This window comes from Paenibacillus sp. RC334, assembly GCF_030034735.1.
GTDB lineage: Bacteria > Bacillota > Bacilli > Paenibacillales > Paenibacillaceae > Paenibacillus > Paenibacillus terrae_A.
This window is the reverse complement of the sequence record NZ_CP125370.1, coordinates 3,517,003-3,534,438: the sequence shown is the minus strand read 5'-3', so window position 1 is coordinate 3,534,438 and position 17,436 is coordinate 3,517,003. Positions and strand designations below refer to the sequence as shown.

Here is a 17,436-nt window from a genome sequence, read left to right as displayed (position 1 = left end):
GATCGTTAGGATTTCCGGTTTACCTTGAAGAATGAAATAAGCTCTCCTAACTCCCCGGACATCATGGTAAGCTTGTCGGAAGCTTTGACGATAGAAGCCATCGACTCAGCCTGTTCTCCAATGGTGTGCTCAATTTGTTTGCTGCTGTCTGCTGTTTTGCTTACTGTGGAAGACAGCTCGTCAGAGGTTGCTGACATTTCCTGCGTACTGGCTGAAATCTGCTGCGTCGCACTGGATACCTCCTGAATTTGTGACGATACATTATTGGCCGCATTCAAAATCTCCGAGAACATTTCGCCCGTCTGACGTGTGACTTCCAGCCCGACTTGAACTTCCTTCGCGCCTAGACTCATTCCTTCTACCGTTTGTTCAATTTCCTTTTGAATTTCCCCAATAAGCTCGGCAATTTGTCTAGCGGATTCTTGAGATTGCTCAGCCAAATTACGCACTTCCCCTGCTACTACTGCAAAGCCTTTACCTTCCTCACCTACTCTGGCGGCCTCAATGGAGGCATTCAGTGCGAGCAGATTGGTTTGGCTGGCAATGCCTGTAATGATGCTTACGATATTACTGATTTCGTTAGATCGGTTCTGTAGCGCATTAACGGAATCAACTGTTCTTTCTATTGTAGTAGAGATAGAATCCATTTGAGTAGATAGCTTCTGGGCTACCTGGTTGCCTTCTACCGAGCGTTTTTCCATGGAATAAGCTTGATCTGATACGGAAGATGAGCTTTCGGCAATGGTTTGGATAACCGTAGACATTTCATTCATAGCCCGGGAGCTTTCAAGCGCAGCTTGATCCTGGGATTCAAGTCCTTGGGTTATTTCCTGAATATTGCTATTAATGATGTTCGTATTCTCACTGTTTTTCTCGCTAATACTTAGCAATTCCTGAGCTGATCCTGTAACCTCTTGCGTCGTATCCTGTACTTTTACCATCGTATCGTTAATACGTTTGATCATGGTATTAAACTTTTGATTGATAATGCCAAGATCATCCTGGCCTGTTTTGATGCTAACATTCAGATTGCCCTCGCTCACTTCCTCGATGCCCTTCATCAAGCTGCGAATCGGGGAAAGGGTACGTTTTACCAGCAAATATTGAATGGTTAAGAAAATAGCAAGGAACAGAATGAGCAGGGATACACCGTATAAAAGCAGTTTATGAAGTCCGGCAGGCACTGAGCTTGCGTCTACGTCAAAGTAGATGGCGCTCGTAATTTTACCGCTTGCATCAGTAATGGGATAAACAATGGTAGTCCATGTGCCATAATCGTCGGAATAAAAGCTGCTCAACGCCGATTCTTTCGATTTTAGCATTTCATTTACGGCGTTTACGTTTTCAATAGGAAGAGCATACATATCCCCTATGTTCATTTTGGAATCTTGGAACGATTGAACCAGATTTGTGGGAACGCCAATGATGGAGGTTTGGTCTCCTTCTTTTAACTCTGTACCAAATATGTAAGCTTGGGCAACATTAGGATAAAAGGTGTGAATGGAGTCGAGAAATTTGCGTAAATCCTGTTGAACAGAGCCATTATAATCTTTCTCGGTCAAGGCTTGCTCTACTTTCGTTTTATCGACATCATTTGCCCATTTTTTGGTTAACACCTTAACCTGGTCTTGCAACTGTGTGGTCAGAATGTTCTTTTGAAGTATGTAGCTGGATGTGATGAGAATCGTACCGATCAATACGATGTTAAGGAATGAAATCAATAGATTTTTACCAAAAAAGGACATAGTACTCCACTTCAAGTTTTTCACGTGCTTCTTCTCCTTTAAGTTGAACTATATTTTTAATATACAACCTATACCTTATATATTTCGTCAATTAGCTTTCTAAATGTTAGATATTTATTAAATTTGGAGAATATCGGTTACATATTGGTGAAATATAGTGACAAAAACCGACAAAGATTCTTTTCACTTTCATATGGGAAAAATGGGGTTTGGAGGAGAAAAGGAAATGGGAGGCTACATAATAACAACGGTGGCTTACAACGAAAGAACGTTGTGGAACGACCGCTTGTCGGCATGAATAATTCATTTTATTGTTTGGACAATATTTAAAAAATAAGATATTAAGGAACAGACGAGCACCCTAAGATCATGTATATGTCTGCATCACGTCGAGGCTTATAGAAAATCCTGCCCCTTATATAAGCAATGAAATGAGCAAGGGGAGGGAAATAAGCGACAATACTGAGCTGATGACAAATGCAGATGCGGCTTCCGTTTCCAGCGTTTCATAGCGGGTAGCAATTATAGCGGCTACCGCCGAGCCTGGAAATGCAACAAGCAGTACAGCTTTGGTTATATCTTCATGGGACAGTCCTACGAGTACAGCGATGCCTAGCATGACTATAGGCATGACGATGGCTTTCAGTACAGCAATGCTAATTGCTTTGGGACTGAACGTAATCTTTTTGATTCCGATGGTTACCCCGATGGCAAACAAGGCTGTACCAGAAGTGACGTTGCCGATTTGATCAAACATGGATTGCAGCAACTTCGGAGCCTGAAATCCACAAAGGGTGAGTATGACGCCGATCAACGGTACACAGGCAAGTGGCTCGCTGAGTCCGTGAAGGACTGATTTCATAGTAACTTTAAACAAGTTGCCTTGTTCCTTCGTTTCTGAGTTGCGCTGACCGACCGTTCCTAAAATACTTGCAAGTGGATCAAGAATCGCATTAACGACGATGCCAGTGATCGCAGTCGGAATGGCGACAGCAGCGCTTCCGAATAAGCTGCCGAGAACCGGTATTCCCATAAACGCAAAAGAAGGCTGAGTTGAATTCAAAGCGAACATGGAGGATTCGGTCAGAGCTTTTTTGGCAATTAAGCGATATCCTACGAGCAATACGATATAAAAGCCGATAATCCCAAGAAGCAGGGTTAAATGCTTTGAACAAACCTGCAACATAACCAATTAAAATAACAAAGAAAATAGGAATTAAAATGATAAAAATATGACCTGTAGCCATGATGTCGCCTCCAATAATGAAGATGTCCGCCAAATGGATGGCGGACATCGGGGAATCAATAATTACTTTGTTTGTATGCAAGTACAACCTGACGTTGTTCGCTAATCTTAAACCAGGACCGTTTCTTTGCCATTCTGTTTGATTGGTCTATACTTGCAGTCCCACATTGCATCCCGAACCGCTTGGCGGATATCATCGGGCTGGTGACGTGCTACGCCATCCTGAACGGCAGCCTCTGCAACTGCTACAGCTACTGCTTCAGATACTTCACGCAACTCGCTGATTTTCGGCAGCAGGGAAGCTCCAGGCTGTGACAAATCGACCATATCGGCTACTGCATGGGCAGCGGCGGCGAACATGCTGTCTGTGATGATTTTGGATTTCACTACAATCGCGCCAAGTCCAAGACCAGGGAACACGAAAGCATTATTGGATTGTCCAATTTCAAACTTAACATTATTATAGGTTACTGGTTCAAAAGGGCTGCCTGTTGCAATCAATGCTTTTCCTTCAGTCCAGCGGATCAAGTCTTCCGGAGTTGCTTCAGCCAGTGGAGTTGGATTAGACATAGGCATAATAATAGGACGTTCTGTATGCTTGGCCATTTCTTTAACGATTTCCTCACTAAATGCTCCGGTAACACCGGAGGTTCCGATCATAATGGTCGGTTTCACCCGGCGAATAACTTCCAAAAGTGGAATTTTGCCGTCCTCCGCACGTTCCCAATCACGACATTCTGCGGCATCCCGTACATAAGGAACCTGGAATGGGAAAAGTCCTTCTGTTTCATTAGTAAGCAGGCCGCGGTAATCATAAGCCCAGAAGTTACTTCTTGCTTCGGTTTCCGATAGTCCTTCCAGCATCATGGCTGCACTAATTTGATCTGCATTACCGATACCGGCGGCTCCTGGACCAAAGACCAAAACTCGATGCTTGCTTAGTGGGACTCCGGACAGTTTAACACCAGACATAACACCTGCGAGCGTAACTGCACCAGTGCCTTGGATATCATCATTAAATGTCAGAATACTGCTTCCGTATTTATTGATAATGTTCCGGGCGTTGACATTGCCCAGGTCTTCCCAGTGCAGTAGCGCATTCGGAAAGTAAGACAGTGCAGTTTGAACATAGGTGTCAATAAATTGGTCATATTGTTCTCCGCGAACACGTTTGTGACGGTTCCCCATGTATAAAGGATCTTCCAGCAGTTTTTCGTTGTTCGTACCTGCATCAAGAACAACTGCCAGCACCCGGCTAGGATCAATTCCGGCAGCAGCGGTATACACGGCAAGCTTACCGATGGAGATATTAATTCCACCAACTCCCCAGTCCCCGATTCCCAGAATACTTTCGGAATCCGTGGCTACGATGAGGTCAATATCCTCAGGGTCCAGGCTCAAATTTTTAAAAGCTTCTTCAATGGCGGAAAGGTTACCAATAGATAAATACATACCGCCGGGTTTGTGGTATTCATGACTGTATTCCTGTATAGCCTGACCGACCGTCGGAGTATAAACAATCGGAAGCATTTCGTTTAGGTGCTCGGAGAGCAAGCGATAGTAAAGGACTGTATTCCGGTTAAACAGATCGTTTAACGCGATATTTTTACGCAAATTATCCGGTTGGCTCTGAAATTGCTCGTAAACCCGTTGAACCTGTTCCTCAATAGTCAATATGGTAGGAGGAAGGAGACCGTCAAGTCCAAGCTGCTGCCGTTCTTCAAGAGTAAAAGCCACTCCTTTATTCAGTAGTGGATTAGCCAGCAATTCCTTTCCGGTTAATTTGGTTTCAATAGAACCATCTTCAGTCAATTGGAAAGCACGCATTTCTAATTCCTTCTTTCTAGAAAATTACATTTAGTTAAACCTTGAACAATTCGTGAACCAGTATACGCCTTATTTTAAACCAAGTGAACAAGTATGTTGTGTGAAAAATGGTTATATAAGTGTTTACATAAGAAAATTTATGAAAATGAAAATATTTTTCAATCATTGTTATCTGAAAAATACATTTAATTTTCATTATATTTTCAATAATTTTTATTAAATGTAAGTTTTGTCATAGCGAAGCTACTATGGAGCTGGATGGGTCTTTCAATCAGGAATAGAATTTATTTCATTCCATTCCATAGATAGGAAGAGATTTTTATAACGGGTGGATAAAGTGAATGAAGAAGAGAGAGGGGGATATACACAATAAGTCACTTGGAGTTCTAACTATGAGACTTTTTTATTTTCAGGCAAACAAAAAAGCCTTGAGTATCAAGGCTTTTTGACGTATAGGACGGATGGGGATCGAACCCATGACCCTTACCCTGTCAAGATAATGCTCTCCCGCTGAGCTACCGTCCTTCGGTTATTAGATAATATCATGTATTAACCATAAATGTAAAGTAGAAAAATAGAAATAAGCTTGTACTTCATTACCATTTATATATATAATTCAAATTTAGTGGGTTTGCAAATTGAAGCAGTGATAAGGGGGAGCGGATGATGGCCGCAGAAATTATTAGTGTGACGACAGAAGAACAGCTACAGGCAGCGATATTGATCCGTACCAAGGTGTTTGTCGAGGAGCAAAAAGTTCCTCTCAATCTAGAAATTGACCATTTTGACAAGCTGGGGGATACTGCACATCACTTGCTAATCTCTGATCATGGTGAGATGGTGGCAACGGGACGCTTGACCTATTATGAGGAAGATACAGCTAAAATGCAACGTATTGCGGTTCTCAAGGAGCATCGCTCCGGGGGGTACGGACGTATATTGCTGCTGGCTCTGGAGGAACGCGCACGTGAGCTGGGGCTGCGGCATTCGCTGCTGGATGCTCAATGTCAAGCTGAAAAGTTTTACGAGAAGCTCGGTTACGAGACGATTTCGGAAGAACCTTTTGACGATGCCGGGATTCCACATGTGCGCATGCGCAAAAAGCTGTAGCCGGCAGCCCGAAGATGCATATAATTCTGCATAGGGTGCATGCTAGTAAAAGTTCCTCCACTACACTATGGATAAGGAGCGATGCAGCATGGCTAATGTAGAACGGGAACAAATTACGGCAGTACGTAAAAACGGTGATGGTGATCTGACGTCATTTCAGACATCTACCGGACGGGTTTTGGATTACAGTCAGGCTCTAAATGAAATTGAAGCAGGCTCGATTGCCGGGGTCAATGTTTTCAAAGCCAAGGACGGAAGCAACCGGATTCGCGGAGATGCTGATGGAGATCCTACGAATAATTTGGATCAGTTGCCGTTGTTCTGACGTTCATTTCAAGCATCTATCACTAAGCACATAACTACACGCAAGTATATGCCAAAGTCGCCGGGCTCTTTTTCCAGTTGGAAACCCGGCGGCTTTTTGCTTTCTCACTTTGTATCCAGTATTATTTTTGCTCTGTGCGTTCCAGCTCCACAATGTTGTATACGCGCTGCTGCTCCAGAAAGGACATGACTCCAGCTTTTTCCTTGAATTGCTCCATGTCGTCACTATAGTGCATGAGACGAATCCGCTCTTGAAGCTGGATTGGCAAGCTGAGCAGCTCGTCCAACGTCGTATGGACTTCTCCTGCACCCTGTAATTGAACCTCATGCAAAATGCTGCGACAGCCTCGCTCGTGTACCAGTTGATTCAGCAGATCTGGATCAAAGGTCATATCCGCACTATAAAAAAGACGGTCATTAATGAACAGGGAGTAGCTGTCTTTACCGGGGATATGACGGGTAGGAATGAGTTCAACTTCGATGCCGGATACTAAGCTGGTGGGTTCACCAGGCGTCAGCACGTTTACCTCAAACACATCCTCCAGCTTGCCAATCATTCCTTGCTGTGACATGCCGCCCTTGAGCGTATTTTCCCATAATGGATGAATTAGCGGTTCTGCGATACAAAGCACAGGTTTGCGACCATGTAGGATATTCATTTGAAAGCCAAACTCTTCCAGACCCCCGACATGATCGGCGTGAATGTGGGTGATTAGAATGGCGTCAATTTCGGGCAATGGGACACCCATTTGGTGCAGAGCCAGCGAAGCGGTTGTTCCACAGTCGATTAGCAGCTTGCCTTCTCCACTGTCCAGCAGTGCGTTATTGTTGTAATAGTTTTTGGCAAAGGCACTGCCTGTGCCTAGCATTTGTATGGTCAGGCTCATTCGTATTTCACCCTCCAGGCTAAATGTGTATAAATCCTCTTCAGTCGTATCTTACCATCGATGCTGTTAGAAATTAAAGATTTTACGCCATATCAAAAACTTTGGACAATTTGTGATGCCTAGCGCAACTTGTGGAACTGAGCTAGGTATAAATGTAAGACAGAAGTTATTTAACAGATAATGATGGAGGGATATCTAGCGATGAAGTGGAGAAAAGTTATGGCCCTAGTGATGGCCTTTTCGATAATGGGAGGGACCGTTATTTCGGCGGAATCCGCCAAGGACCAAGTGAAGTTGATTATTAACGGTGAGGTGTCGAAGGATGGCGCGGTTGTCATTGATGGCAAAACGTATGTGCCCATTCGGGATTTTAACGGGATTGTCAGTTTTGATCCGTCCGGTGGAAAAGTTGTTTTCGACCAACCAAATGTACACATGTTCTTGTTTAAGGGCGATACGGTGTTCGGTAACGTGAATAAAGGCAACAAAGTGAAATTCAATGTATTCAGTCAGATTGATACGTTGAAAGCGGATATCTCCGGAGTGAAGGTAGCGATTACTGACCCGGCGGGTAACGTGAAAGATATTCAGTCCCAGGATATCAGCGGAGCACAAAAGGATAACTTTTGGTTCCGTACCAACGACTTTACGTATGATTTTAAAACAGCAGGGAATTACCGGGTTGGTTTCTACATTAAAGAAAGTAAAGACAGCAGCTATACACTGGTGTCCGAAAAAGTCATTACAGCGATAAATTAGGCATACCACAAATTGACCTGTACCCTTGATCATGTTACGATACTGGGGAAAATAAAACAATTTGAAGGTAGGTATTTCCATGAGTGATCACAAACATGAACACGGTGAAGCCTGCAACCACGATCATGACCACGAACATGAAGAAATGGTTCTTACGCTAACTGATGAAAATGGCAAAGATGTAGAAATGGTGCTGGTAGAGACCTTTGACGTAGAAAATCACGTTTACGCTCTCCTGCTGGAGCGCGGCAATCCTGAAGCAGACGGCATTATTCTTCGTATGGAAGAAGAAAACGAAGAAATGGTGCTTTACAATATCGAGGACGAAGATGAATGGAAACGTGTAGAAGAGGCATACAGCGAGCTGGTTGCCCAATACGAATAACCTTGGATCTATCGGCTGCTACAACTTTGTAAGCTGATGAAAAAGCCCCCAATCGGGGGCTTTTTTTGTTAAGCATTTAAGATGCTTATAAGATTTTTCAAGCTTGTTACGGCTCAGGAGGCTTAGGAAATGGCGTCCGTTTCGACGATAACCTTCACTTGATGTACCGTTCGATCCTCAGGCCCTTTAACAGGCAGGCCTACTTCCACATGATCGACAATATAATCAATATTGTCCTGTGAGATCACTTCGCCCGGCAGCAGGATCGGAATACCTGGCGGATATACATAAATGAATTCTGCAATAATGCGTCCAGCAGATTCCTTGAATGGTACCACTTCCGTATCTCCGTAAAAAGCGTCTCTCGGAATCAGGGAGAGCTGGGGGATTTCCTGTATTTTTACATCCAGTTCATGCTGCTGACCTGTAGAATAATGAATAGCAGCCAGCTCACGCAGAGCCTTCAATAAAATCTCAATGTCCTCTTTCGTATCCCCGGGGGTCACCAGACAGAGAATATTGTACATATCGCTAAGCTCAACCTCGATATTGTAGTTTTCTCTCAGCCAATTTTCCACGTCGTACCCAGTAAGGCCTAGATGACGAATATGAATGGTGATTTTGGTCGCGTCATAATTATAGGTTGCCTCTGTACCGAGAATTTCACTGCCAAAGCAATATAATCCTTCAATCTTGTTGACCTCTGCACGGCAGTATTCGGCCAAATCAAGCGCACGTTGCGCTATTTCATAGCCATTGAGAGCCAGATTGCGGCGTGATGTGTCCAGAGAAGCCAGCAGGATATAGGAAGTGGAAGTCGTTGTCAGCATACTGAAAATCGTCTGCACACGCTGCGGATTGACGTATCCGTTTTTGGTATTCACATTCAGAATCGAGCTTTGTGTCAAGGAACCGCCTAGCTTATGGACGCTTGTAGCTGACATATCTGCTCCCGCTTCCATGGCGGACATCGGCAGATCAGGATGAAAATGAATGAGTACACCGTGGGCCTCATCGACCAGGACCGGCACATTATAGCTGTGAGCGAGATCAACTATTTCTTTCAAATCGGCGCACACACCGTAATATGTCGGGTTGATGACGAGGACGCCCTTGGCGTCAGGATGGCGTTCCAGTGCCCGGCGTACGGACTTGGTTGTAATCCCGTGGTGAATACCAAGATTTTCATCACTGACCGGAGATACGAATACAGGCTTTGCTCCAGACAATATAATGGCAGACATTATAGATTTGTGTACATTTCGGGGTACAATAATTTTATCACCTGGCAAGCAGATGGACATAATCATAGTAATGATAGCTCCACTTGTACCCTGTACACTGTAGTAAGTATAATCTGCTCCATAGGCTTCTGCCGCAAGCTTTTGGGCTTCTTCGATGACACCCGTAGGTTGATGCAGATCGTCCAATGGAGCGATGTTGATCATATCTATGGAAAAGGCATTATCCCCCATAAATTCGCGAAATTCCGGATCTGCCCCCACTCCCTTTTTATGACCTGGGATGTGAAATTGAACCGGGTTGCTCTGAGCGTGCTTTTTCAAAGCAGTAAAAAGCGGGGTGTTGCTTTGATTCATTAGTGTTGTCACAACCTTTCGTGCAGGATTTCGACAATCCTGGCAAGTGATAATAGAACAAAATTGAGTATAGCAGTTTGAAGTAGGAATGCAAGCGGTTGACGGTGCTTTTATTTGTGAATGAGAGGAGCATGGAGACAACCCGGACTTTATGACGAAAAAACGAAGGTAGAGGATGTGGGACAGATGAAACAAATCGGAAGAGAAAAAAATCCTCGGCGGTTATGGTCTCCCTTTTTTGCGGAATTATGGGTACTGGTATTTCTGGTTGAATTTATGAAGGGATCTCTTCTGGTAGCTATCCTGCCGGTATATATGGGAGAAACGCTCGGACTGTCAGCCGGAATCATCGGTCTGGCCTTTTCGCTCCAGTATTTTGGTGACAATGCGTTCCGGGCACCGGCGGGCTGGATAGCTGAACGGCTCGGCTACCGGGGAACGATGTCGACCGCGTTGCTGTTCACACTTGTAGCGGTGATCATGCTAAGCGTGCTGACAGAGCCAGTGTGGCTCGTAGTCGCCTGTCTGCTGCTCGGTCTGGGCACTTCTCCGCTCTGGCCTTGTGTCATGACTGGAACGACTGAAATGTCCGGGCCTAATAACAGCAATGGTGCGGCGATGGGCACATTGGAAATTGCGTCCATGGGCGGAACAGGAATGGGGCCGCTTGTTATGAATTTCGCTATGGCACATTATGGTCATTCCTACGGAATGGTGTTTATGATTTTGACAGGATGCAGCATTTTGTTATTGCTGGTCTCCCTTATGCTGCCCGGACGCAAAAAATCTGCTGACAAAGGAGCGCTGCAACGGAGCGCCTTGGTGTCCTCCGACGGTCTCGCGAAGCAAAAGAAGCAGCTACTGGGAGGAATCAAGGAAACGTTCAACTCTCTCAAAACAAAACTTGATGTAAACCCGTTAATTTACCCGGCGCTGTTTTTGCAGTCGTTTGTTATCGGTTTGATCAGCCCAGTATTGACACTGTACGCCCGGACAGACCTCGGCATTTCGCCGAATCTGTACAGTGTATTTTTGATCGCGGGCGGCGGGGTGACGGTGCTGGCGCTTATTCCTTGCGGAAAGCTGGTGGATCGGCTGGGAACAGAGTATTTTCTGCACGCCGGTTTTTTGCTTGCCGGGATTACGCTGTTTTTCTTTTCCGCCGTCCGATCCATTCCGCTTGTGTTCGTATCCGTAGCGCTCATTGGCTTGGGCTATGCGCTTATTTTACCTGCATGGAATACCTTCCTCGCTAAATTGATCCCGGAAAGCGAACGAGCGACGGTATGGGGCTTTTTTCTGACACTCCAAGGCTCCGGCATGGTCATCGGTCCACTCGTTTCAGGAGTGCTGTGGGACCGCGCTGGACACACAGCTCCATTTATCATCAGCGGAGTTGTAATGCTGCTTATGTTCGGCTGTCATTTGGCTTTGGCGCGTAATCCGCGCAGAAAGACGGCCAAAGCCTGAATAGCAGCTTGATTAGCTAATGCTGGTTACTCTTTCGAGAAGGCAATTTGGTACAGCGGCAGCAAACGCTCAAAAGTAGAACGCACTGTCTGTAGCAATGCAGCTCCGTCACTGGCGAGTGGATCGTCCCGGTCGATACGGATACCACACATGACCTCGGATTTTTTTACCTGCTGTAGCTTGTCGATGATCGTTTGAAAATCCTTCTCGTCCATTTGTTTTTGCTCTGTACCTTCCGGAGCCATATGGTCCATGGACCAGTAAAAATGATCCGGTATGTTAGAGCGTACATTGCTCAGGTTGGCTTTGAGTGCCTGGGCAAACGTAGTTTTATTCGGACTTTCATAAATAATTGCAAAAATGACGAATAGATGTGAAGCAAACATACCTACCTCAAAATGCGGTAACGCCTTGTATCCACGCTTGTTCGCCGCCCAAGCTACCCAAGAATCCTTGGGTGGGTTTACTTTGCGTCGTGCATGCTTTGCAACATGAACGTGCATAGGCTCGCCGCACAAGTCCGTCAGGAAAGGAGCCAACTCCGCACCAATCGCTTCCAGTTTGGGTCGAACCTGTTCAATCAGTACCTCCATGCGAGGCTCCAGCCCCGGTATTCCAAAAACATCAAAGTCCTTTGCAGTAAATCCACTGAATGTCATACCTTTTCCTCCTGTAACTGGGTTAAGCCATTTCGTGTGGCGTAATATGTCCGATTATAGCATAATGCCATCAGGCTTGACCGACTTTAGGCCGGGTTTGGGACAAGAGTATAAGGCAAAAGTAGGATTGTGCGTTGTTACTCATAAAAATAGGTCAAATAACCAAGTACCCTTACATAAAATGAAGTATAAAATAGAGCAAGGGAAGATCAAGCGGGAAAGCCGCAGGCTTGCTGTAGCCGGACTTCTTGAATCGGACTTGAAAAAGGAGGGAATGCCGTGAACAAGGGCTGCGAGGTAGAATATTGTAATTTGGAGCTCCGGTTTAGCCGTCGGCATATCCATAATCTGATCAAGGATTTGATATCGGAAGGATATTCGCTGTACTGGAGCGAGGATGAGTCGTACCTGGTGCTGTCGGTAAGGACCGGACGCAAGCTGGTGAAGCTTCGTTTTCAACAATTGCGTACAGGGCACTACAAGTTGGCCGGAGATTATGTGATCCGCGACGCCAAGTTGGCGGAGTGGTTGGAAAAGCTGATTGGAAGCACCCGAGGCCATGCCATTGTCAAAAGAGTCAAGGACCATCATATTTTGGTGGAAAATATTTTGTTCGGTGAGGTCATTCGTCTGGTTGAGGTTACTGGTTTTAAGCAACGCGTTATTTATCAGAAGGGACCAGTGCTGTCAGTGCAGGAGATGGAGGAAATGTATATTTCCAATGAGGGAGAGACCCGACTGCTGCTGCTCAGAATGCAAGTGGATGATGAATTGGAGAAGCTTTTCACGGCAATGACAGAGGGAGATACGACCAGAGCCGAGAACTGCCATGAACGCCTGCAAGCGCTATCCCGCCAACTGCTGATGATGGAAGCATAATGATGTAGATTTAGTATAATTGAACACCTCATGAAAATGGGGTGTTTTGATCTGCGAATAGACAGGGGTTCACTTCTGACACCAAAAACGTTAAAATAGAATTGCACGTGTTCCGATTCACATAAAGTGTAATGCGGTAAAGCGGCGATATAGAATAAAAAATATGTTGCAAAGGATGAGGAACCAGATGGCAAAACAGCAGATTGGTGTGATCGGCCTGGCGGTAATGGGTAAGAATTTGGCCCTTAATATTGAGAGCAGAGGCTTCACCGTCTCGGTATTTAACCGCTCTCCCGAAAAAACGCACGATCTTATCAAAGAAGCAGAAGGTAAGAAATTGACGGGTACTTTCTCCATTGAAGAATTTGTGAACTCACTGGAATCGCCCCGTAAAATCCTGATCATGGTTCAAGCTGGTAAAGCAACGGATGCCACGATTGAGCAGCTTGTGCCTCATCTGGACAAGGGCGACATTATTATAGACGGCGGCAATGCCTACTTCCCTGATACACAGCGCCGCAGTAAGGAGCTGGAGGAAAAAGGATTTCGCTTTATTGGTACAGGCGTATCCGGTGGCGAAGAAGGTGCCTTGAACGGTCCTGCAATTATGCCAGGTGGACAAGAAAGTGCCTACAAGCTGGTAGAGCCGATTCTGACAGCAATCTCTGCAAAAGTAGAAGGCGACCCTTGTTGTACATATATCGGTCCCGACGGTGCTGGTCACTATGTAAAAATGGTGCATAACGGTATCGAGTACGGCGACATGCAATTGATTGGTGAGGCTTATCACCTGTTGAAATCGGTCCTGAATGTGAATGCGGAAGAGCTTCATGAAATCTTCACAGAATGGAATAAAGGCGAGCTGGACAGCTACCTGATCGAAATCACGGCTGACATCTTCTCCCAATATGATTCCGAAACAGGCAAACCAATGGTAGACGTTATTCTGGATGCAGCAGGTCAAAAAGGTACTGGTAAATGGACAAGCCAAAGCGCGCTGGATCTGGGCGTGCCACTGTCTATGATCACCGAATCCGTATTTTCCCGCTTCCTGTCTGCTATGAAAGACGAGCGCATTGCGGCAAGCAAAGTGCTGAGCGGTCCTAATGCTGAATCCTTCAGCGGAGACAAAAAAGAATTTATCGAAAGCGTACGTAAAGCATTGTTCGCAAGTAAAATTGTGTCTTATGCTCAAGGGTTTGCTCAAATGCGTGCAGCTTCCGATGAATACGATTGGGATTTGAAATACGGAAAAATTGCTATGATCTTCCGCGGCGGTTGCATTATCCGTTCGCAATTCCTGCAAAACATCAAGGATGCGTATGACCGCGATCCTGCTCTGAAAAACCTGTTGCTGGATTCCTACTTCAAAAATGTAGTAGAAACTTACCAAAACGCATGGCGTCAGGTGATTTCCGTGGCTGTATCTCAAGGTATTCCAGTGCCGGGCTTCTCCAGCGCGCTCGCATACTATGACAGCTATCGTACTGAGCGTCTGCCAGCAAACTTGCTGCAAGCGCAACGTGACTACTTCGGTGCGCATACGTTCAAACGTGTGGACAAAGAAGGCGTGTTCCATCACCAGTGGTTCTAATAAATTGATGGATATGTAAGGATAGCATCGATGTAATACAGCGGAAGCTTTTTTTACCCTTGTGGTAGAAGAAGCTTCCGTTTTTTGATTTTCGTGGATAGTTGATTGGATGAGGATGAAGCTAGAGGATTGTGTAATCTTTTGGCGCTGTGGTATGATAACGACAAGATATTTTAACGCATTACCGCGTCTAAGCTTTGGGTTGTAACAAAAAGACGGGAAGATCCCGTCTCTTGTGGTGAGCAGCATTTTACTGCTCTTGTGACCATTGCAGCATACCGCCAGTCATGTTAGTGCAGCCTTCATAACCGAGCTGTTGTAAATATTCGCAGGCTCGTTCGCTGCGATAACCGCTCCGGCAAATAAAGATAATTTCACCGGTACGTTCAATTTCCTCAAGACGACTCGGAATCTGTCCGAGCGGAATATGCTTGGCACCGTCAATCATGCCTTCCGCTACTTCTTCTGCCTCGCGAACGTCGATCAATTGCAGTTGCTCTCCTGCTTGCAGGCGTGCGCGAAGCTCAGAAGGTTCAATCAGGGCGATTTGCGTCATGGCTGGACCTCTTTTCTAATGTATAATGGGTGCTGCGTGTGTTATTGACGTGTGCAAAACATCACACTCTCTATGTATGATAGCGAAGCTATCTCTAAGCTGTCAATTGGGTTAATCCTAAAGAAAGATAGAGACTAATCAACCTGCTGGATTAAACTCCGAAAGACCTAGATGAATATTGTATATTTTTTTGGGTAGAGAAATGAACGCTACAGCTTGTATAATTAACGTAAACTAGGATGGTTTGAATCGAAAAGGAGCATGTACAATATGGATGTTATCGTTAGACCTACCCCTTCCTTGCAGGGAGAGATTGGGGCCTTGTCCTCCAAAAACTACACTACACGCTATCTGCTCACAGCAGCGCTTGCCGATGGAGAAAGTACCATTTATTTTCCGGCACACAGTGAGGATAGTGATGCTATGCGTCGTTGTATCGCTGATCTGGGGGCAGTGCTGGAAGAGGATGACGAAAAAATTGTCATTACGGGTTTTGGTAGCCATCCTCGTGCTGTGAAGGAGTTAAATGTGGGGAATGCCGGAGCGGTGCTCCGTTTTTTGATGGGAATTACATCCTTATGTCCGGATGTTACTTTCGTTAATACATATCCTGACTCATTGGGTAAACGACCACATGATGATCTAATTGATGCGCTGGGCCAATTGGGTGTGAGAGTGGACCATCGCGAAGGTAAGTTGCCAATTCGTATCCAGGGCGGTCAAGCTAAGGGCGGCAAAATTCAGGTGTCCGGTTCGGTTAGCTCACAATATTTGAGCGCTTTGCTATTCCTTACACCTTTACTGGAGGAAGACAGCGAAATCGAGGTGCTGCATGATCTGAAATCCAAGGTGGTTATTGGTCAGACGCTGGAGGTGCTCCAAGAGGCAGGTATAATCATTCATGCAAGTGACGATTATATGTCTTTCCGTGTTCCGGGACGACAATTTTATCAGCCGCGCACGTATACAGTGCAGGGGGATTACCCGGGCAGTGCCGCGGTGCTGGCAGCGGCTGCCGTAACGAACTCGGATGTCACCATCCATCGGCTAAAGGAACAGAGCAAGCAGGGAGAACGTGCTATTGTAGATGTGCTTCGTATGATGGAAGTACCGCTGACGCACAAGAACGACACAGTTGTCGTGAAGGGGAATGGACGTTTGAAGGCAATCGAGTTTGACGGCGATGCTGCAACCGATGCTGTGCTGGCCATGGTGGCTGCCGCTGTATTTGCTGACGGCACATCCCGTTTTTATAATGTGGAAAATTTGCGGTACAAGGAATGTGATCGCATTACCGATTATTTGAACGAACTGACCAAGGCCGGAGCTCGCGTGGAGGAACGTCAGGCTGAAATTATCGTACATGGCCGACCGGAGGGGGTCGAAGGCGGCGTTGAAATCAACGCGCATTTTGATCACCGTGTTATTATGGCTTTGACGGTAGTCGGTCTACGGGCCCAGAAACCGCTGGTGATCAAGGATGCGCATCATGTTGCCAAATCATATCCGCAATATTTTGACCATCTGACGACGCTTGGCGCCTCTGTAGAGTGGGTAAAATAATAGTAAGCTTTAGAAGTGAACAGGAGGGGACAGGATGGCTTTTGAAAATCCGTCAAGAGAAGAGATCAAAAGCATTTTGGAACAAGTAGGCAACATTGCGGTTGTGGGTTTGTCTGATAAATCGGACCGGACCTCGTATATGGTGTCTTATGCTATGCAAAAGCGGGGATACCGGATTATTCCGGTTAATCCTGCAGCAGCGGGGCAAACGATTTTAGGAGAAACTTGCTATGCAAGTCTCGAAGAAGTACCTGAGCCTGTGGAACTGGTCAATGTATTCCGTCGCAGTGAGTACTGCGCGGAGGTTGCTCGTGAGGCAGCTGCCATTGGTGCCAGGGTTTTGTGGCTTCAACAGGGCATTATCAGCCAGGAAGCCGCTGACATCGCGCAGGAGCATGGAATGACGGTTATTATGGATCGCTGCATTAAGGTAGAGGATTCCGTAACCCAAGCTGTACGCAAAGGATAATCTGGACATGAAGAAAAACCTTCGCCCCGATGAAATACGGGGAAGAAGGTTTTTAGTGTGGAATTAAACTATATTTGGCTTTACTTTTTTTCACTCAGTTGCTTGGTTAAGTTTAGTCAGGAACTGTATATTATACTTACAGGAATTCATATAATGTATGTATGCCATTATGATGATATTATCTTGGTGAATTCGCTTATTTTATTGGTTATGGTAATGGAATCGCTGCTCCATCCCCCTTTGTTTCAGGATAGCTTGGTCCAAGCTGATAAACAAGCAAAATATAACTTAAATAGGCCATTTAATGGAGTTGTCCAGACCTTTAAAGCGTATATAAGTATTTTTAATCAAGCAAGAGAATCGCT

At 45.5% G+C, this 17,436-nt stretch carries 15 protein-coding genes, 1 tRNA gene and 1 pseudogene; 9 read left to right on the top strand and 8 right to left on the bottom strand.

The features are described 5' to 3' along the window. Positions 1-5: 5 nt before the first annotated feature. From QMK20_RS16245 to QMK20_RS16230, 4 genes and pseudogenes are all read right to left on the bottom strand, one after another. The gene (locus QMK20_RS16245; protein ID WP_283652422.1) at positions 6-1,769 is read right to left on the bottom strand and encodes a methyl-accepting chemotaxis protein; all 1,764 of its coding nucleotides are present in this window, start codon (positions 1,767-1,769) and stop codon (positions 6-8) included. 391 nt (positions 1,770-2,160) lie between these two features. Continuing rightward, positions 2,161-2,992 (bottom strand): annotated as a pseudogene (locus QMK20_RS16240) (AEC family transporter). 107 nt (positions 2,993-3,099) lie between these two features. Beyond that, positions 3,100-4,818, bottom strand: coding sequence for an NAD-dependent malic enzyme (locus QMK20_RS16235; RefSeq protein ID WP_283652421.1), 1,719 nt, complete (start codon positions 4,816-4,818; stop codon positions 3,100-3,102). A 453-nt stretch (positions 4,819-5,271) separates the two neighbouring features. After that, positions 5,272-5,343, bottom strand: a tRNA-Val gene (locus QMK20_RS16230). 141 nt (positions 5,344-5,484) lie between these two features. Between QMK20_RS16230 and QMK20_RS16225 the strand changes: the two genes are divergently transcribed. Both QMK20_RS16225 and QMK20_RS16220 read left to right on the top strand, forming a co-directional pair. Further along, a complete protein-coding gene (locus QMK20_RS16225) occupies positions 5,485-5,928 on the top strand; it encodes a GNAT family N-acetyltransferase (RefSeq protein ID WP_044648641.1) in 444 nt (147 codons plus the stop codon). An 88-nt stretch (positions 5,929-6,016) separates the two neighbouring features. Further along, positions 6,017-6,253, top strand: coding sequence for a DUF3892 domain-containing protein (locus QMK20_RS16220; protein ID WP_283652420.1), 237 nt, complete (start codon positions 6,017-6,019; stop codon positions 6,251-6,253). Positions 6,254-6,374: 121 nt separating this feature from the next. Here QMK20_RS16220 and QMK20_RS16215 read toward each other — a convergent pair whose 3' ends face one another. After that, the gene (locus QMK20_RS16215; protein WP_044648640.1) at positions 6,375-7,139 is read right to left on the bottom strand and encodes an MBL fold metallo-hydrolase; all 765 of its coding nucleotides are present in this window, start codon (positions 7,137-7,139) and stop codon (positions 6,375-6,377) included. 201 nt (positions 7,140-7,340) lie between these two features. On the opposite strand from QMK20_RS16215, the gene QMK20_RS16210 reads away from it, so the two are divergent. Both QMK20_RS16210 and QMK20_RS16205 read left to right on the top strand, forming a co-directional pair. Beyond that, complete coding sequence (locus tag QMK20_RS16210; RefSeq protein WP_044648639.1) at positions 7,341-7,898, top strand: hypothetical protein; 558 nt, start codon at positions 7,341-7,343, stop codon at positions 7,896-7,898. A 79-nt stretch (positions 7,899-7,977) separates the two neighbouring features. Next, a complete protein-coding gene (locus QMK20_RS16205) occupies positions 7,978-8,283 on the top strand; it encodes a DUF1292 domain-containing protein (protein ID WP_025684269.1) in 306 nt (101 codons plus the stop codon). 122 nt (positions 8,284-8,405) lie between these two features. Here the strand turns inward: QMK20_RS16205 and QMK20_RS16200 are convergent, their stop codons facing one another. Further along, on the bottom strand, positions 8,406-9,881 hold the full coding sequence (locus tag QMK20_RS16200) for an aminotransferase class I/II-fold pyridoxal phosphate-dependent enzyme (protein WP_044648638.1): 1,476 nt from the start codon (positions 9,879-9,881) through the stop codon (positions 8,406-8,408). A gap of 186 nt (positions 9,882-10,067) precedes the next feature. Here QMK20_RS16200 and QMK20_RS16195 point away from each other — a divergent pair, with 186 nt between their 5' ends. Continuing rightward, complete coding sequence (locus QMK20_RS16195; protein ID WP_283652419.1) at positions 10,068-11,351, top strand: MFS transporter; 1,284 nt, start codon at positions 10,068-10,070, stop codon at positions 11,349-11,351. 26 nt (positions 11,352-11,377) lie between these two features. Here the strand turns inward: QMK20_RS16195 and QMK20_RS16190 are convergent, their stop codons facing one another. Continuing rightward, complete coding sequence (locus QMK20_RS16190; RefSeq protein ID WP_283652418.1) at positions 11,378-12,010, bottom strand: YktB family protein; 633 nt, start codon at positions 12,008-12,010, stop codon at positions 11,378-11,380. Between the two features lie 279 nt (positions 12,011-12,289). Here QMK20_RS16190 and QMK20_RS16185 point away from each other — a divergent pair, with 279 nt between their 5' ends. Together QMK20_RS16185 and gndA are read left to right on the top strand one after the other, a co-directional pair. Further along, positions 12,290-12,889 (top strand): hypothetical protein, encoded by a 600-nt coding sequence (locus tag QMK20_RS16185; protein ID WP_283652417.1) that lies wholly within the window; start codon positions 12,290-12,292, stop codon positions 12,887-12,889. A gap of 187 nt (positions 12,890-13,076) precedes the next feature. Next, the gene (gene gndA / locus QMK20_RS16180; protein ID WP_044648633.1) at positions 13,077-14,483 is read left to right on the top strand and encodes an NADP-dependent phosphogluconate dehydrogenase; all 1,407 of its coding nucleotides are present in this window, start codon (positions 13,077-13,079) and stop codon (positions 14,481-14,483) included. Between the two features lie 250 nt (positions 14,484-14,733). On the opposite strand, the gene QMK20_RS16175 is transcribed toward gndA, so the two are convergent. Continuing rightward, complete coding sequence (locus QMK20_RS16175; protein ID WP_014282339.1) at positions 14,734-15,039, bottom strand: rhodanese-like domain-containing protein; 306 nt, start codon at positions 15,037-15,039, stop codon at positions 14,734-14,736. A gap of 270 nt (positions 15,040-15,309) precedes the next feature. Between QMK20_RS16175 and aroA the strand changes: the two genes are divergently transcribed. Continuing rightward, positions 15,310-16,602: a 3-phosphoshikimate 1-carboxyvinyltransferase gene (aroA, locus tag QMK20_RS16170; RefSeq protein WP_283652416.1), complete on the top strand. Its 1,293-nt coding sequence runs from the start codon at positions 15,310-15,312 to the stop codon at positions 16,600-16,602. A 34-nt stretch (positions 16,603-16,636) separates the two neighbouring features. Continuing rightward, positions 16,637-17,071, top strand: a complete 435-nt coding sequence (locus tag QMK20_RS16165; RefSeq protein ID WP_283652415.1) for a CoA-binding protein — start codon at positions 16,637-16,639, stop codon at positions 17,069-17,071. Positions 17,072-17,436: the final 365 nt, after the last annotated feature.

Bases quoted from the DNA above. Each gene is read 5' to 3' on its own strand.
- QMK20_RS16205 (WP_025684269.1), top strand. From the start codon at position 7,978: ATGAGTGATCACAAACATGAACACGGTGAAGCCTGCAACCACGATCAT.
- aroA (WP_283652416.1), top strand. From the start codon at position 15,310: ATGGATGTTATCGTTAGACCTACCCCTTCCTTGCAGGGAGAGATTGGG.
- gndA (WP_044648633.1), top strand. From the start codon at position 13,077: ATGGCAAAACAGCAGATTGGTGTGATCGGCCTGGCGGTAATGGGTAAG.
- QMK20_RS16225 (WP_044648641.1), top strand. From the start codon at position 5,485: ATGGCCGCAGAAATTATTAGTGTGACGACAGAAGAACAGCTACAGGCA.
- QMK20_RS16210 (WP_044648639.1), top strand. From the start codon at position 7,341: ATGAAGTGGAGAAAAGTTATGGCCCTAGTGATGGCCTTTTCGATAATG.
- QMK20_RS16215 (WP_044648640.1), bottom strand. From the start codon at position 7,139: ATGAGCCTGACCATACAAATGCTAGGCACAGGCAGTGCCTTTGCCAAA.
- QMK20_RS16190 (WP_283652418.1), bottom strand. From the start codon at position 12,010: ATGACATTCAGTGGATTTACTGCAAAGGACTTTGATGTTTTTGGAATA.
- QMK20_RS16165 (WP_283652415.1), top strand. From the start codon at position 16,637: ATGGCTTTTGAAAATCCGTCAAGAGAAGAGATCAAAAGCATTTTGGAA.
- QMK20_RS16200 (WP_044648638.1), bottom strand. From the start codon at position 9,881: ATGAATCAAAGCAACACCCCGCTTTTTACTGCTTTGAAAAAGCACGCT.
- QMK20_RS16195 (WP_283652419.1), top strand. From the start codon at position 10,068: ATGAAACAAATCGGAAGAGAAAAAAATCCTCGGCGGTTATGGTCTCCC.
- QMK20_RS16220 (WP_283652420.1), top strand. From the start codon at position 6,017: ATGGCTAATGTAGAACGGGAACAAATTACGGCAGTACGTAAAAACGGT.
- QMK20_RS16235 (WP_283652421.1), bottom strand. From the start codon at position 4,818: ATGCGTGCTTTCCAATTGACTGAAGATGGTTCTATTGAAACCAAATTA.
- QMK20_RS16175 (WP_014282339.1), bottom strand. From the start codon at position 15,039: ATGACGCAAATCGCCCTGATTGAACCTTCTGAGCTTCGCGCACGCCTG.